Source organism: Parerythrobacter lutipelagi (assembly GCF_005434975.1).
Lineage (GTDB): Bacteria > Pseudomonadota > Alphaproteobacteria > Sphingomonadales > Sphingomonadaceae > Parerythrobacter_A > Parerythrobacter_A lutipelagi.
This window is the reverse complement of sequence record NZ_SKCJ01000001.1, coordinates 204,915-220,178: the sequence shown is the minus strand read 5'-3', so window position 1 is coordinate 220,178 and position 15,264 is coordinate 204,915. Positions and strand designations below refer to the sequence as shown.

At 60.5% G+C, this 15,264-nt stretch carries 11 protein-coding genes; 2 read left to right on the top strand and 9 right to left on the bottom strand.

The window, feature by feature from the left end:
• Positions 1–202 precede the first annotated feature (202 nt).
• Positions 203–2,170 (top strand): TIR domain-containing protein, encoded by a 1,968-nt coding sequence (locus tag E0502_RS01130; protein WP_137676154.1) that lies wholly within the window; start codon positions 203–205, stop codon positions 2,168–2,170.
• On the opposite strand, the gene E0502_RS01125 is transcribed toward E0502_RS01130, so the two are convergent.
• Complete coding sequence (locus E0502_RS01125; protein ID WP_137676153.1) at positions 2,151–3,653, bottom strand: carotenoid oxygenase family protein; 1,503 nt, start codon at positions 3,651–3,653, stop codon at positions 2,151–2,153. The genes E0502_RS01130 and E0502_RS01125 overlap by 20 nt on opposite strands.
• Positions 3,654–3,966: 313 nt before the next feature.
• Here E0502_RS01125 and E0502_RS01120 point away from each other — a divergent pair, with 313 nt between their 5' ends.
• Positions 3,967–6,276 (top strand): EAL domain-containing protein, encoded by a 2,310-nt coding sequence (locus E0502_RS01120; RefSeq protein WP_204517902.1) that lies wholly within the window; start codon positions 3,967–3,969, stop codon positions 6,274–6,276.
• Between the two features lie 171 nt (positions 6,277–6,447).
• Here the strand turns inward: E0502_RS01120 and E0502_RS01115 are convergent, their stop codons facing one another.
• The 8 genes from E0502_RS01115 to hisG form a co-directional block, all read right to left on the bottom strand.
• Positions 6,448–7,359, bottom strand: coding sequence for an acyl-CoA thioesterase (locus E0502_RS01115; protein ID WP_137676151.1), 912 nt, complete (start codon positions 7,357–7,359; stop codon positions 6,448–6,450).
• 32 nt (positions 7,360–7,391) lie between these two features.
• A complete protein-coding gene (locus E0502_RS01110; protein WP_137676150.1) occupies positions 7,392–8,273 on the bottom strand; it encodes a cupin domain-containing protein in 882 nt (293 codons plus the stop codon).
• A 2-nt stretch (positions 8,274–8,275) separates the two neighbouring features.
• Positions 8,276–9,259 (bottom strand): GNAT family N-acetyltransferase, encoded by a 984-nt coding sequence (locus E0502_RS01105; protein WP_240048803.1) that lies wholly within the window; start codon positions 9,257–9,259, stop codon positions 8,276–8,278.
• A gap of 360 nt (positions 9,260–9,619) precedes the next feature.
• Positions 9,620–11,767 carry a sodium-translocating pyrophosphatase gene (locus E0502_RS01100; protein WP_137676148.1) on the bottom strand — a complete coding sequence of 716 codons (2,148 nt, stop codon included), beginning with the start codon at positions 11,765–11,767 and terminating at the stop codon, positions 9,620–9,622.
• Between the two features lie 135 nt (positions 11,768–11,902).
• Positions 11,903–12,874: a thiamine-phosphate kinase gene (gene thiL, locus E0502_RS01095; RefSeq protein WP_137676147.1), complete on the bottom strand. Its 972-nt coding sequence runs from the start codon at positions 12,872–12,874 to the stop codon at positions 11,903–11,905.
• Positions 12,871–13,314, bottom strand: a complete 444-nt coding sequence (gene nusB / locus E0502_RS01090) for a transcription antitermination factor NusB (RefSeq protein ID WP_137676146.1) — start codon at positions 13,312–13,314, stop codon at positions 12,871–12,873. Before nusB ends, thiL begins: the two co-directional genes overlap by 4 nt.
• A complete protein-coding gene (hisD, locus tag E0502_RS01085; RefSeq protein WP_137676145.1) occupies positions 13,311–14,603 on the bottom strand; it encodes a histidinol dehydrogenase in 1,293 nt (430 codons plus the stop codon). Before hisD ends, nusB begins: the two co-directional genes overlap by 4 nt.
• Complete coding sequence (gene hisG / locus E0502_RS01080; protein WP_137676144.1) at positions 14,603–15,256, bottom strand: ATP phosphoribosyltransferase; 654 nt, start codon at positions 15,254–15,256, stop codon at positions 14,603–14,605. The genes hisD and hisG overlap by 1 nt, the downstream gene beginning before the upstream one ends.
• Between the last annotated feature and the right edge of the window lie 8 nt (positions 15,257–15,264).

Sequence of the window (15,264 nt, the reverse complement as noted above, 5' to 3'; positions counted from 1 at the left end):
AGTGCGGGACCATACAGAATCCGGTCTGACGCTGCAAACTGGACGACTAACTCGCTTAATTTTCGCAGAGTTTTGTGTGCTCGCGAAGCGTATTTCGTTGAGGCAAACTGCGACTCGGGCACCCGCGGCGGTTTCACACTGCCTTGATGCAATCTGGCAAAGTTGTATCTCCGATTACTGAGTTGAGCTTTGGGGGAAGCGATTGCCGCAGCCAGACATCTTTCTGTCTTATAGTCGCAGCGATTCCGCGAAGGCGAAGCTTTTTGCCGAAGCATTCGAGGAGTGCGGGCTAAAAGTCTGGTGGGACACGGTGCTTCGTTCGGGCGAAGCCTATGACGAGGTAACCGAAGCGGCGTTGCGTGGTGCGAAAGCGACCGTGGTGTTGTGGTCCAGGCGATCGGTGGTTTCACGCTGGGTTCGGGCGGAAGCGACGCTGGCTGATCGGAGCGCGACACTTATGCCGTGCATGATCGAACCATGCGAACGCCCGATCATGTTCGAGCTGACCCAGACAGCAGAACTTGCGCATTGGACCGGCGCAAAGGACGACAAGAGCTGGTGCGGTTTTCTGCGTGATGTGCAGCGCATGGTCGAGAGCCATCGTTCCGATGTGCCGGACAGCCAGCAGGCGGTGCCCGGCCTTCGCGAAATTGTTGCCGAACCACCTCCTCCGCGCGCAACCCTTGTTGCCGTACTCCCCTTCGAAAACCTGTCCAGCGACACGGAAATGAACTACTTTTCCGATGGGATATCCGAAGATATCCTGGGCCATCTGGCTCGAAGCTCCGATCTCCGGGTCGCCGGTCGGGCGTCTAGCTTTGCCTACCGCGGGGCTGACAAGCGCAAAGCGCCCGATGGGCTCAACGCGACCCATATCGTCGATGGCTCTGTGCGGAGAGCAGCGAACAAAATCAGGATTTCCGCCCATCTTTCGGAAACCGAAGGCCACACGACCTTGTGGTCCGATCACTACGACCGCGACCTGGACGACATTTTCGCCGTGCAGGATGAGATATCCCAAGCGATTGCAACCGCCCTCGATGTCGCATTTGCCCCGGTTGGCGCGGGCAAGGTCGATCCGGAGACCTACGACCGCTACCTGAATATCCGCGCCCATATGTACACGGACAACGACGCGCGACGGACGAATGCACTCACCGCCGATCTCGTACGATCAGCACCGGACTTCGCCGAGGGGTGGGCCCTGCACGCATTGACCACCGCGTTGCTGCGAAACGAGATTCCGTTCCGCGACCGGCCACCGCTCGAAGCCGAGAGTCATGCGGCAATCGAACGCTGTCTGGAACTTGCGCCCGACAGCCCGAATGTGTTCTCCGCGCAATGGGCGCTATGCCGGCCATTCGGGCAGTTCCTTGAACAGCATAAAGCCATGCTCAAGATGATGGAGCACTGGGAGAGGTCATCGCTGGCCGAATTCAGCATGCCGTTCCACCTGGAATGTGTGGGGCGCTCACGTGAAGCGATTGCCTTGCTAAGAGACTTTCAGCGGCAGAATCCGGCAGTCTACAATTCTTATCTCGGAATGGTCTTGTGGCGTTCCGGGCGATTTGCGGAGGGGCGCGCGGTCCTGGAAAAAGAGCTGGAGCTTTTGCCTGTCAATCATCACACCCGTGCGACGTTGGCCGGCGCCTATTGGCACGACCGTGATATGGAGGCGGCCAGGCGCCTGCTCGATCCCGCTGTGCTCGCCAGGTACCCCCTCTATGAATATTCGTGGCTGACGACGCTGGCCGAAGTCGTGGATGACGGGTCCGACGAAAAAATCGACGAATATATGAAATGGCTTCAAGAGAACTTCGTCAAGGACGGAGCAGCTGAACCAAATCTACTGTCCTATCTCGCCGCCGTGGGCGAGGTCGACGATGTGTTTGCCGTGGCGGAAAGTGTGCGCTTCGGCCCTAGCGGCGGCCCGGCCGATGTCCTTGGGGCGACCGGTTACCGAACGCATCATTTGTGGTCGGCACAGCATCCGCAATTTCGCGAAGACCCACGCTTCGTGAAAATCTGCGCCCGTCTGGGGCTGGTCGAATACTGGCTTGCGACGGAACTCTGGCCTGACTGCGCGGACGAAGTACCGTATGATTTCCGCGCCGAATGCGAGAAGTATCGCGACTACCCGAAAGATCCGTTCATACCGGAGCCGGGCTAGGTTTCATCCTCGGCCGGGTCAGGTGCTCTCGCTCTACCCATGTCGCGTGCACCCCGCTCGAAATCTTGTGCGGCAGGCGCGCACGGCAGATCGGGCCTTGCGAGATGTCGCTCGCGTCGAGAATCGCCAACTCGCTGGTGCCTGTGTTCTCGTCGATCAGGAAGGTCACGAGGTATCCATCATCTTCCGACTTGCCGCCCTTTCGCGGCACCATCGGGCTTTCGCTGGCAAAAACGCCTTCGGGCAGTTTGTAGATATGCTCTTCACCCGTCCGCGTATCCTGACGCGCATAGCCGTTGAACAAAAACCAGCCCAGCTTGGTGGTGGTTGACCAGACGTAGCGGCTCTTTTCCATCAGGCAGGCCGGATTTATCATCCCGAATTCGACGATCCGGTCGGACAGACGTTCTTCGCGGCATTCACCGGTTGCCAGGTTGAAGCGCCAACGGTGGAGGCGGCTCTGGAAGCTGTGTTCATCGACATAGGCCATCATATGCGCGTAGCGCCCATGCTCGGCGAGCGGTTCGGGCATCGGGCAGGACTGGTGATAGCCTTCGAGCACCACCTCGTCGCCATCGGGCCCCGAAACCTCATAGGCATTGGTCCAGTGAAGGACATAGGTCGGGTCAGCCTCGAACCAGCGGATGTCCTCCGGCTGCCCGTGGCGCGGGATCAGCGCGAAGCGCGTCGGCAGGCCGTCATGCATGCGCGCGGCATGGATATCGCGTTCCAGCGCTTCCGCATCCCAGAACAGCGGCATGTCGTTGAGGATCGACCAGTTCTTCGTAATCGCCATGTCGTGCGGTAGACGGGGGCCGGGCAGGGGAATTGGCACATAATGAACCAGCTTCCCGGCACGGTCGACCACGCCATAGTGCATGTAAGGCGCATGAACCGAGTAGTTGAAGAACATCAGTTCGCCGGTCTCCTCGTCCACCTTGGGATGGGCGGAGACACCGTCGAGCGGCCCCCACGGTGCCTTGCCAAGGTTGTCCAGCGTCTGCGGATCCAGCATCCACGCTTCACCACATTGGTAAAAGGTCGCGTAAGCCACCCCTGCATGAACGATGATGTCCGTGCTGCCTGTATCTTTCAAACCGCCGTGTGCGCCAAAGCCGGGTCGTTTCGAAGTGCCCGGCGGGTCCATCAAACCGCCCCACAAACTGCCCCCGGCGATCTGCTCTGCCTCGAAGCATTGGGTGCGCACGAAGCGGTTGCGGTAGCTGGCCTTGCCGTTCGCGATACTGACCTGGTGGATCATCGCGTCACCGTCGAACGGGTGGTAGCGACCGAGCGGTTGGTGGAGCGGGTTTTCCGTGTTGCGCAGATAGATACCGTCGATGTCTTGCGGAATAGCGCCTTCGATTACCTCCAGCTCGTCGACATCCACTTCTTCCGCCAGCGGAGACCACGGACCGGACAGATAGGGATGGTTCGACGGTTCTAGCGAATGTCGCAAAGCCGGCAGTCGGGAAATCTGCATCGGGGTTCCTCTCTCGGCAATAGAGTAGCGCAGCGCCCGACGTGTGCAAGCCGTGCGGTCAGGGGTTCCGGCGTGCGGGCGCCTGTTGGCAGCCAAGCGCCACGCTGGCTGAGGCCGGATTCGCTCCATAACGGAGCGATCGGTAACCATCGCCCAGAGGAAGAATTAAGGCTGAAATTAACCATGCTTCCCACATGATTGAGCGCAAGCATATGATTTTAATGAGGTTTTAGTAAACAGGCCCAACCGGGCGCTGGAAACCCCATCTTTACGATGTTTCGCTAGGGCAGAAGTCGAATTGGAGAAATGCGCTTTGCCGCAACTGGTGCGAAAATTCCTCGCCTCCGAAAGGCTCCGCCATGCGGGCATCGCCATTATTCTGGCGGCGCTGTTCGCTGCGGCAACGATTTTTCGCCCGCTCGATATTTCCATCTGGTCGATCCAGTCCAAGATGTTCGACAAGCAGGCAAGCGGCGAAATCGCGCTGGTCACTCTTGAAAGCACCGACACCTCGACAGGTGCGGTCGTCGCGAACCGGCAACTCGTCGACACTCTGACGAAACTCGATGCCGAAGGCGCAAAACGCGTTGTGCTCGATTTCCCGATCCGGAAAAGCGGATCGCAAGACCTCGATAGCGAGCTGCGCAAGACGCTAGTCGGCTTGGGTGACAGGGTTTTCCTTACCCGGACGGTCCGGTCGGATTTGCTCGAGAGCCGGGGTGTCGCGGAAACTGATCAGTACTTCTCTCGCGAGATGCGTTTCGTCAGCAGCGACTTTGAGACCGACTTTCTCGATTTCGTCTGGGGCGTTGAGCCATTCTTCGCAGACAACAGGGCAAACGTCCCGGCCATGTGGACCCTGCTTGCTGGCGAGGGCACACCTGCACGCCCGATTTATCCTGACTACACGATCGACATGGCGTCGATTCCGCATAGCACCTCGATTGCTCTGGTAGACGGGTCGTCCATCGCCGTGTCCGGCAAATCCGTGGTTGTTGGTGCAACCGGTTCGCCGGCGCGCGCGGTAAAGGTGCCAGACCAGGGCTTCGTGACCTCGAGCCTCGTCCATATTGTCGCTGCCGAAACGGCCAAGCGAGGTAGCGGACAGTCTTTTGACTGGGGCACGTCAATCACCGTTTTCGCGATTGCCTTTATCCTGCTCCTCGCAGCATTGCGCACCACGCCGCGCCGCAGGGTCGGCTATGCGCTATGGATGACGTCTATCGCGGTCGCCATCTTCATCACGTCCGGACTCGGTGTACGGGTGCTTTTCACTGGGCCGCTGGGTCTTGCCGGTTTTTATGCCATCCTGCGCTTCACAGCGAATTTCAAGCGGCGGCACTTGAACATCGAACAGCGAAGCGGGTTGCCCAACTTCGTCGCGATGAACCGCGACATGGGCAATCGCATCGGCGGTGATCGCTTGGCAATCGTCGTCGCCAAGATTGCCCGTCTCGATGCAATTTTCGCCACTCTCTCGCAGGGCGACCAGGGCAAGTACCTGCGCCAGATCGCGGGGCGCTTGTCGCTCGGCGAGCATGGCCAGACAATCTATTACGACGGGGGAAAGAACTTTGCTTTCGTACTACCGAGTGCTGCCTACAACGACATGCGGGGGCACCTTGAGGGGCTGCGGGCGATCGCGTCGCAATCGGTAAGCGTATCCAAGCGCGATCTAGACGTTTCGATGACCATCGGCGTCGACCAGTCGTTCGAAAAATCGATGTCGAGCCGGCTCAATTCGGCCATTGCGGCGGCCGATCAGGCGCGCGAGGCCTATCGCCCGGTGTTTGTCATTTCCGATTTCGAGGCGGATAGCGAAGACTGGGACTATTCGCTCCAGGCCCGGCTCGAGGATGCACTGTCGGAAGACCGGATCGGGATCAAGCTGCAGCCGCAGGCCGATCTGCAGACCGGGGAAATCATTGGCGCGGAGTCGCTCGCTCGATGGGTCGACGAAGAGCATGGCGACATCTCGCCGGCGCGCTTCATCCTTCAATGCGAGAGGGTGGGGCGTCTCGACGACCTGACCAAGCGCATTACGCACAAGACACTGAGGGCAGCCGAAAGTCTGCTCGAAGACGGCTTTGAACCGCAGATTTCAATCAATGTTTCGGCAATCCAGTTTGTCGATCACCGGATCGCCGACCTGGTCGAAGAGAACTTGGCCGCCTGCAGGATGAAGCCCGAAAACCTAACAATCGAGGTGACCGAGACGGCGCGCATCGAAAATTTCTCCGTTGCACGCGAGGTGTTCGAGCGGATTGGCAAGTCAGGCGTCAAATTCTCGATCGACGACTTCGGCATCGCCAGTGCTAATTTCGACGCGCTGTCGGAACTGCCGTTCGATGAGATCAAGATCGATCAGGTCTTTGTGCAGCGAATGCAAGCATCGAAGATGGCGCGGTCAATTGTCTCGAATATTATCCGACTGGCAGGAGAAACAGGACTGACTTCCGTGGCCGAAGGAATCGAGGATCGCGAATCGTACCAGATGCTTAAGGATTTGGGCTGCGAAGTTGGCCAAGGCTTCTATATCGCGCGACCGTTAACCCTTGCAGAGATGCATGAAACACTTATTTTACAGAGGGATAGGACACACTTTACCCGCAGAATTGGTTAACAGTTTACAAACATTCTAGGTTAACGTAATCTTCTGATGCTAGTCGCAACAGGAGAAAAAATATGTGGCGTTCAATCTGGGATTGGATCCTGAAATAAGATCCTGACGAATTATCAATAGAAAAGGGTCCCTCACGGGGCCCTTTTTTGTTTGATGTGCGGCAATCATGACCTAGCTGCGTTTGCGCCGGATCATTCCTTCCTGCGCTACGCTGGCGACAAGGTCGCCGTTGCGGTTGAATATCTTGCCAAGGTTGAATCCCCGGCCACCGCCGCTCCACGGGCTTTCCGTGACATAGAGCAACCATTCGTCAACCCGGGCGGGGCGGTGGAACCAGATCGCATGATCCAGGCTCGCCCCGACCAATTCACCCCGCATCCATGACAGCCCGTGGGGCAGCGCGCTTGTGCCAAGCAGTGTGAAATCGCTGGCGTAGGCGACGATCGCACGGTGGAGCGCGGGATCGTCTGGCAAAGGTGCCACTGTCCGAAACCAGCTGTGCGCCCGCGGTTCTTTGGCTTCGTTGTTCATCCAGTGCAGCTTGTCAGTCGTGCGCATGTCTATCGGGCGCGGGCGCAGCATTAGCCGCTGTTGCATCTCGGACAGCCGGTCACCGAGCCGCTCTGCAACGGAGCGCCGTATTTCCATGTCGGACTTCAATTCCTCTGGCGGCGGGACATCGGGCATCGAGGCCTCTTGATGTTCGAGGCCGCTCTCGTGCGACTGGAAGCTCGCCGTCAGATTCAGAATGGGTTTGCCATCCTGGCTCGCGACAACCCGCCGATTGGCAAAACTGCGGCCTTCAAAGTCGCAGGTGGTCGCATAGTCGATTCCCGGACCTTCTTTACCGCCGCGGAGGAAGTACGCGTGCAACGAATGCGCGACCTTGTCGTCAGCGACAGATGCTTGCGCCGCTTGCAGCGCCTGTGCGATCACCTGACCGCCAAAGACGCGGCCGATGCCGCCCGTTTGGGGCTGACCTGCAAACAGGTTGCTGCCGCGCTGCTCGACAGTGAGCAGGCGAACGAGATTCGCGACAAGTTTTTCGGGCGATGGGTCCGGTCGCTGAGAATGATCTGCCATGTCACGCGCTTTGCTGCGCAGCGTTGGCTACGTCAACGCGTGAGACCGAGTTTCCGGAGCGCGCGATAGGCAATCGCCTTGCCGCCATTTGGTGCTGGCCAGCGGCCAGGTGCGGCGGGCTGTAGTCCCAGCTTGCGGACCATACGGTTGAATCCGCGCGCATCGGCCTCCGCAAAGCTCCAGTCGCTGCGCCAGGTGATCGAGAGCGAAATCGAGCGTTCATGCCCGTTGCGGACAAAATGCGGGGCCATTACCGGGACGAACACGGCTTCGCCCGGACCGATGGCAAATTCGCGTCCGTGCTGGCGGAAGCTGTCTTTCCAGACCAATTCCCGCGCGCCGCCGGAGTGATAACTTTCATGCACCGCATCAGGCGCAAAGCGCGCGTCGCCAGCGGGGAACTGGGTCATGACCTTGGACCCTGCCAACTGAAGCAGAATGTTGTGCTCGGGGTCGAAATGGTAAGGCGTAACGGCATCAGGACTGGAGATGAAGATAAAGCCCTGCGGACGCATCATCGCGCCTGTCTTTGCTTCGATTTCCCCGCGCAGTTCGTTCAGCAGCTCGAGCAGCAAACCTTCGTACTCGGGCACTTGTTCGACATTCTTGAGCACCGCCCAGCTATTGCTCGATGCAATTCGCCGGATCGTATCCTCGATCGACAAGCCGGTCGGATCAGGCTTGCCATCGACCCCGATGGGTAGATCGGCCCGATTGAATTCGATCGACGTGTCGGGCAGCTTGCCGGCCAGCTGTGCCAGACCTTCGAGCTCAAGCAATGGATTGAGCCCGAGGCGATGATGCAATTTGTGCGGTGTTTCCGGATAGCTTGCGGCGAACCTGGCTCTGGCTTGCGTATCGAACACCGGTGCGGTTCGCGGCGCAGCAACGGGGATGTCCTGCAGGGCTCCCATAGCTAGTTTCCTTCCATTTCGGTCGGGGCTTCGCGGCGCAGGATCTGGCGGCACAGTGCCTGCCGTGCCTTTCCGCCAATGGCGGCGGAGACGCGCACCATACTGCGCTTTTCGCGCCAAATGCGGTCGATCATCGGGTGGTTGGCGGATGCGCAGCTATCGCTCCAGCGGATCTCGGGATTGCCGAGCACCTTGAGGTTTTCGCGCTGTAGCAACACCCCGGGGGAGAAGCGCGCGTAGCGCTCATCATATGCGGTCTTGTACGAGAACGCGCCAGGCGGCGACAGAAAATTGGCCAGCATGGCGATGGGGCAGCCGTTCATCAGCATGGTCAGGCGTTCGAGCTTGCCGGCGTTGCTTGCTCCCTCCAATGTGCTGCGGAAAAGGCTTTCGGTTGCCGGGTCGCACGCCAATGCGGAGCCGTTCTTGCCTTTCCAGCCTGCTTTTTCGAGCGTCAGGAAATCCTCCGTCCATCGAGAGAGACCGCGATCGTCAATCTTGCGCTCGAAAGTGAGTTCGCCCTCTTCGGCTAGACGGCGATGCTGGCGGCGCAGTTCCTTGCGTTTTTTGCCGCTCATTGACGCTGCAAGATAATCATCCGGCGAAAGGTCGGATCGCAGAAATGCGCGTTCTTCGCGGTGCACGATTGCAACAGGGCGCCCCTGGCTGGATGCGCTGGTCAGCAGTGCAGCGCACAGCGGCCCGTCCTCGGCAAGGTGCGAGAGATGCAGAAACAGAGCGCGGCCTGCGTGTTTGTCGGCCCAGTCGAGCAATGCCGCCCAGAACCGGTCCTCTTGTCCGGTGCGGACCAGAGGGCCGCCGCAGAACGCATTGTCATGGGTCCAGTTCTGCAGATTGGGCAGGGGATAGCGATAGTAGCGCATTGAACTGACGAGAGGGACAATTCCGATCAGCAGGTCGCCGGCGCGGCAGACCAGCAGCTGGCTCCTGCTTGCCGGATCATGTTCTCGCAGTGCGGGCAGCAAGGCCCAGGGCTCGTGGAAGGGGTTGGGCTCGCAGCAATTCTGCGCGAGTTGCTTCCAGTCTGCGAGAAATCCGGCATCCGATGTGCATTCCAGCCAAGGGCGCGATGTTATGGCAACAGGGTGCGCGGAAGCAACCGGCCGGGAGGCAGGTCCGAGATCTTGCGATTGCGGCCTGGGCTGGCTCGCCATTCGTTAACCTTCGTCTTCCGCAGCAATGCGTGCCGCCCCCTTTGTGTAAGGCTGATAGGCTGCGAAAAGTTTAACGCACTGTGGCTGGCCGACCAACGCAAAGACCCCGCCCGGATCGCTCCGGACGGGGTCTTTGCTTGCTGAACCGCGAAGGTCAGGCAGATTGTCGGATCAAGCCGCTCCGCCGGCCAGTGCTGCCAGAAGCAGCAGGGCGACGATGTTGGTGATCTTGATCATCGGGTTCACGGCAGGGCCCGCAGTATCCTTGTAAGGATCGCCTACGGTGTCACCGGTCACAGCAGCCTTGTGGGCTTCCGAACCTTTGCCGCCGTGATTGCCGTCTTCGATGTACTTCTTTGCATTATCCCATGCGCCGCCACCGGCAGTCATGGAAAGCGCAACGAACAGGCCGCCGACGATCACGCCGAGGAGCAGCGCACCCAGAGCAGCGAAACCGCTTGCCGGTCCGTCGATCCAGCTGATCACGAAGTAGACCACGATCGGAGCGAGAACTGGCAGCAGTGACGGTACGATCATTTCCTTGATCGCAGCCTTGGTCACCAGATCCACCGTGCGGGCGTAGTCAGGCTTTTCCGAGTAATCCATGATACCCGGTTTTTCCTTGAACTGCGCACGCACATCCTTGACCACATCGCCCGCAGCGCGGCCGACAGCGGTCATGCCCATCGCACCGAACAGATACGGCAGCAATGCGCCGAGCAGCAGCCCGACGATCACGAACGGGTTCTCGAGGCTGAAGTTCACCGCCGCACGGCCATCGACCACATCCAGACCCAGCTTATCGGCATAGGCGTTGAGGTCGGCGGTATAGGCGGCGAACAGCACCAGAGCGGCAAGACCGGCAGAGCCGATGGCATAGCCCTTGGTGACGGCCTTGGTGGTGTTGCCGACTGCATCGAGCAGATCGGTTTTCTCGCGAACACTGTCGTCGAGGCCCGCCATTTCGGCGATGCCGCCAGCGTTGTCGGTGACCGGGCCGTAAGCGTCCAGCGCGACGACCATGCCGGCAAGAGCCAGCATCGCAGTGGCACCGAATGCCAGACCGATCAGGCCGGCGATCTGATAGCAACCGATGATCGCAGCGATAATCGCCAACGTCGGCAAAGCAGTCGATTCAAGGCTGATGGCCAGACCCTGGATCACATTGGTGCCGTGGCCCGTTTCCGAAGCCTTGGCGATCGAGCGTACCGGACGGAAATTCGTGCCCGTGTAATACTCGGTGATCCAGATGATGATGCCGGTCAGCAGCAGCCCGATGATCGAACAATAGAACAAGTCCATGCCGGTGAACGGAACCATGCCCGTGCCATCGTTGATGACTGTGTTCATGCCTGTGCCGACTGTGCCGAGCGCATATTGCGTGACGAGGTAGATCAGCGGAACCGCAAGAACGGCGGTTACGATGAAGCCCTTGTACATTGCGCCCATCACATTCGTGCCGTTGCCGAGACGAACGAAATAGGTGCCGATGATCGAAGTCACGATACATGCACCGCCGATCAGCAGCGGGAGCGCCATCAGCGGAAGCAGCAGGTCGTCCAGCTGGGTCAGCAGCAGCGCGATCAGCACCATTGTCGCACCAACGGTGACGACATAGGTTTCGAACAGATCGGCAGCCATACCGGCGCAATCGCCGACGTTGTCGCCGACATTGTCCGCGATCACGGCCGGGTTGCGGGGATCGTCTTCTGGAATACCCGCTTCGACCTTGCCGACGAGATCGGCGCCTACGTCTGCCGCTTTGGTGAAGATACCGCCGCCGAGGCGAGCGAAGATCGAAATCAGCGAAGCACCGAAGGCCAATGCAACCAGGGCATCGATCACTTCGCGGCTGGCCGGTTCATACTGCATCGGACCAATCAGCACATAGAAGAACACAGCGATTGCGAGCAGCGCCAGACCAGCGACGAGCATGCCTGTGATGGCACCGGCGCGGAAGGCAAGGGTGAGACCCTCTTGCAGCCCCTTCGATGCCGCCTGCGCCGTGCGCACGTTGGCTTTGACTGAGATGTTCATCCCGATATAGCCAGCGACCCCGGACAGGATGGCACCGATCAGGAAGCCGACTGCCGGAACCAGGCCAAGGAACACGCCGACCAGCACGGCGACGACTGCGCCGACCATGGCGATGGTGGCATATTGGCGGTTCAGATAGGCTTTTGCGCCTTCCTGAATGGCTCCGGCGATTTCCTGCATTTTTTCGTTCCCGGCATCTGCGCCGAGAACCTGACGGCTGGTCACGAAGCCGTAAATCACGGCGAGCAGACCAAGCCCGATTGAAATGAGTACGAGTGTCACGAAATTCCCCCAATCCTCTGAGTGGAAACGGCCCGTTTTTGTGGGTCCGCGAAAGGTGGCACGGCTATAGAAGCGTGTCGCTTTCGTGCAAGCCCCTATCGCAGGGTTTGCACGCCTTGGCGCAAGCGGGCTTCGTCAGTGCTCGTAGCCGAGCGTCTCGTCCGGTGACGGCGGTTTTCCGCCGATCAGAAGACTGTGTTCGTCTTGCGGCAGAACCTGTCCGATCCGAGATGCTTCGACCGGAGGGTTTGCGCCGGCCGGCAGCGTGAAGAGCAGGGCGTAATCATCTCCCCAGCCAGCCGCTGCGCGGCGCACCGGGTAACCTCGGCTGAGAACGTCAAGCTGATTGCCCTCTGCCGCGTCGCGCATGAAGCGTGCTGAAAACGGAATGGCATCGAAGTCGATGTCGATCGCCACGCGGCTGGCGACTGCCATGCGCTGCACGTCGAGGAAGAGCCCGTCAGACACATCCATCATGGCTGTGACGACCGGGGCTAAGGCAATTCCTTCGGCCAGTAGGGGCTTCGGGCGGAGGAACTTTTCGACGAAATAGGGGTCTGGCGCCTTCGCCGTGCTGCGCGCGAACCCCATGGCTTCTGCGCGGTCGCCGGCGGTCAGATCGTCAAAGCCGCGCTTGGCATCCCCGATCGTCCCGCAGAGCCAGACTGTGTCGCCAACGCTTGCGCCGCTGCGCGACGGCGGCGGCGTATGCGTGGCCCGGCCAATCGCTGTCAGTGCCAGAGTGCGGGGCCCGGCGGCAGCAATCGTATCACCGCCAAGCAAGGGCACGTCGTAGCGGCCCAATACGGCCTGCAATCCCTCGATAAAGCGCGCGTCATCTGATCCAAGCGAATAGGACAGCAGTACGCCCAAGGGCTGCGCGCCTTTGGCAGCCAGATCAGACAGGTTCGCCGCAACCAGCTTCCAGGCGATATCGTATGGGTCGGTGCCTTCCAGCCAATGCGTGCCTTCGGCCATGCTGTCCTGCGTCAGGACCAGCGTTTCGCTGCCGAACTCCAGAACTGCTGCGTCGTCTTCTAGATTGCGTGCGGCGGGATGCGTCGCAAGGGCGCGCAGGCGTGCGATAAATTCCAGCTCGCCGCTCACCTGACCTCTTTGGCGACGGCGTCCAGAATGCCGTTCGCGAATTTCGCTTCGCGGTCGTCGAAGAAGGCCTTGGCGACGTCGAGATATTCGTTGATTACGGTGCCGACCGTCACATCGGCCCGCGCCATCAGTTCATACGAACCGGCGCGCAGGATCTGAAGCATGGTCTTGTCCATCCGGGCCAGGGTCCACCCATCCGCGAGATTCGCAGCCAGCCTGCCGTCGATTTCGTCGCGCCGCGCATCGACGCCGCTCACCACATCGTCGAAGAAATCGACATCGGCCTCGGCATATTGATCGTCTTCGATCTCGCGGCCCAGGCGATGCTGGTGAAATTCATTGAGCAGGCGGGCAAGCGGGGTGCCTTCCATCTGCTGCTGGTAAAGCGCCTGTACGGCGGCGAGACGGGCGGCCGCACGGGCCTGCGAACGCGAGGTCATTTCTGCAATCTCAATTCGATGGATTTGGCATGGGCGGGCAAGCCTTCGGCTTCGGCCAAAGCGATCCCTGCCGGACCGACTGCGGCCAATGCGGCGTCGTCGGCGGAAAGGAAGCTGGTGCGCTTCATGAAGTCAAGCACCGACAGCCCGCTGGCAAAGCGAGCGCGCCGTCCGGTCGGCAGAACATGATTGGGCCCGGCGAGATAATCTCCGACGGCCTCAGGCGTCATCCGGCCCAGGAAGACGCTGCCCGCATGGCGAAGCTGGGCGAACAGCGCGTCGGGATCGTCAACCGCCAGTTCGACGTGTTCAGCCGCCAGACGATTGGCGAGCGGTATGGCATCTTCGATCTTGTCGACCACGATGATTACGCCGTGTGCGTCCCAGCTCGCGCGGGCCACCTTGCTGGTCGCAAGCATCGCGGCTTGCACGTCGACGCGGTCTTCCACCTGCAAGGCGAAATCGGCATCGTCGGTAATCAGGATCGATTGCGAGGACGGATCATGCTCGGCCTGGCTCAACAGGTCGGCGGCGATCCAGTCTGGATCGTTCGTGCCATCGGCAATGACGAGGATTTCGCTTGGCCCGGCGACCATGTCGATCCCGACCACGCCGAACAGCTGACGCTTCGCTTCGGCGACCCATGCATTTCCCGGACCGGTGACGACATCGACGCGCTCGATTGTCCCGGTGCCATAGGCAAGCGCGGCGACGGCCTGTGCACCGCCGATGCGCCACAGCGTATCGATCCCGGCGACATGCGCTGCTGCGAGCACCAGCGGGTTGATCTTGCCGCCCGGAGTGGGCGACACAGCGACAATCCGCTCGACCCCGGCAACCTTGGCCGGGATGGCATTCATCAGCAGCGAGGAGGGGTAAGCCGCGCGTCCGCCGGGCACATACAGCCCCGCCGCATCGACCGGCAGCCATTTCGCACCCAGGCGCATTCCGACAGCATCGGTATAATCGCGGTCTTCCGGCAATTGCGCTTCGTGATAGGCGGTGATCCGCTTCGCCGCGAGATCGAGCGCATCGCGCAGTCCGCTTTCCAGCGCCTCGTAAGCGGCGGCAAACTCGGCCGGGCCGATCTGCCAGCTTTCAGGCGTGTCGAGCGTGTACTGGTCGAACCGCGCAGTCAGCTGGACCAGCGCCTTGTCGCCCCGATTGCGCACATCGGCGAGGATCGAGGCCACGTCCTTGGCCACATCGTCGTCGCTCTCGCGGCGGTCGTCGACGATTGCCGCGAACGCACGCTCGAACCCGGGGGCGGAGGCCTTGAGCAATTGCATCAGGCGGCTTCCCGTTCGGCTTCGGCGCGGAAAGCCTCCACCAGCGCTGCAACACGCGGGTCGGTCTTGAGCGCCGCGCGGTTGACGATCAGCCGGGCGGAGATGTCCATGATCTTCGAAGTTTCGACCAGCCCGTTGTCCCTCAGGGTCTGGCCGCTTGAAACCAGATCGACGATTCGCCCGCACATCCCTAGGCTAGGGGCGATTTCCATCGCGCCGTTCAGCTTGACGCATTCGGCCTGAATACCCTGCGCTTCAAAATGGCGGCGGGTGAGGCTGGGATATTTGGTCGCAACACGCACGTGGCTGGCGCCGTCGATGCTGGCGGCGCCGTTCTTGGGTTCGGCCACGGACAAGTGGCAGTGGCCGATGTCGAGATCAACCGGAGCGTAGAGGTCGGCGTAGTCGAATTCCTCGATCACGTCCGACCCGACAATCCCGATCTGTGCCGCGCCATGCGCCACAAAAGTGGCCACGTCGAACGCGCGCACGCGGATCAGGCGCATATCGTCGCGGTTGGTCGCGAAAGTCAGGCTGCGGTTGCTCTTGTCGTGAAACGCATCTTCCGGCACGACGCCTGCACGCGCCATGACTGGCAGAGCCTCGTCGAGGATCCGCCCCTTGGGAATGGCAAAGGTCAACTGTGTCGGCATAGCGTGCG

Excerpts from the sequence above, each read along its gene's own strand:
- E0502_RS01125 (WP_137676153.1), bottom strand. The coding sequence starts at position 3,653 with ATGCAGATTTCCCGACTGCCGGCTTTGCGACATTCGCTAGAACCGTCG.
- E0502_RS01115 (WP_137676151.1), bottom strand. The coding sequence starts at position 7,359 with ATGGCAGATCATTCTCAGCGACCGGACCCATCGCCCGAAAAACTTGTC.
- E0502_RS01110 (WP_137676150.1), bottom strand. The coding sequence starts at position 8,273 with ATGGGAGCCCTGCAGGACATCCCCGTTGCTGCGCCGCGAACCGCACCG.
- nusB (WP_137676146.1), bottom strand. The coding sequence starts at position 13,314 with ATGACCTCGCGTTCGCAGGCCCGTGCGGCCGCCCGTCTCGCCGCCGTA.
- hisD (WP_137676145.1), bottom strand. The coding sequence starts at position 14,603 with ATGCAATTGCTCAAGGCCTCCGCCCCCGGGTTCGAGCGTGCGTTCGCG.
- hisG (WP_137676144.1), bottom strand. The coding sequence starts at position 15,256 with ATGCCGACACAGTTGACCTTTGCCATTCCCAAGGGGCGGATCCTCGAC.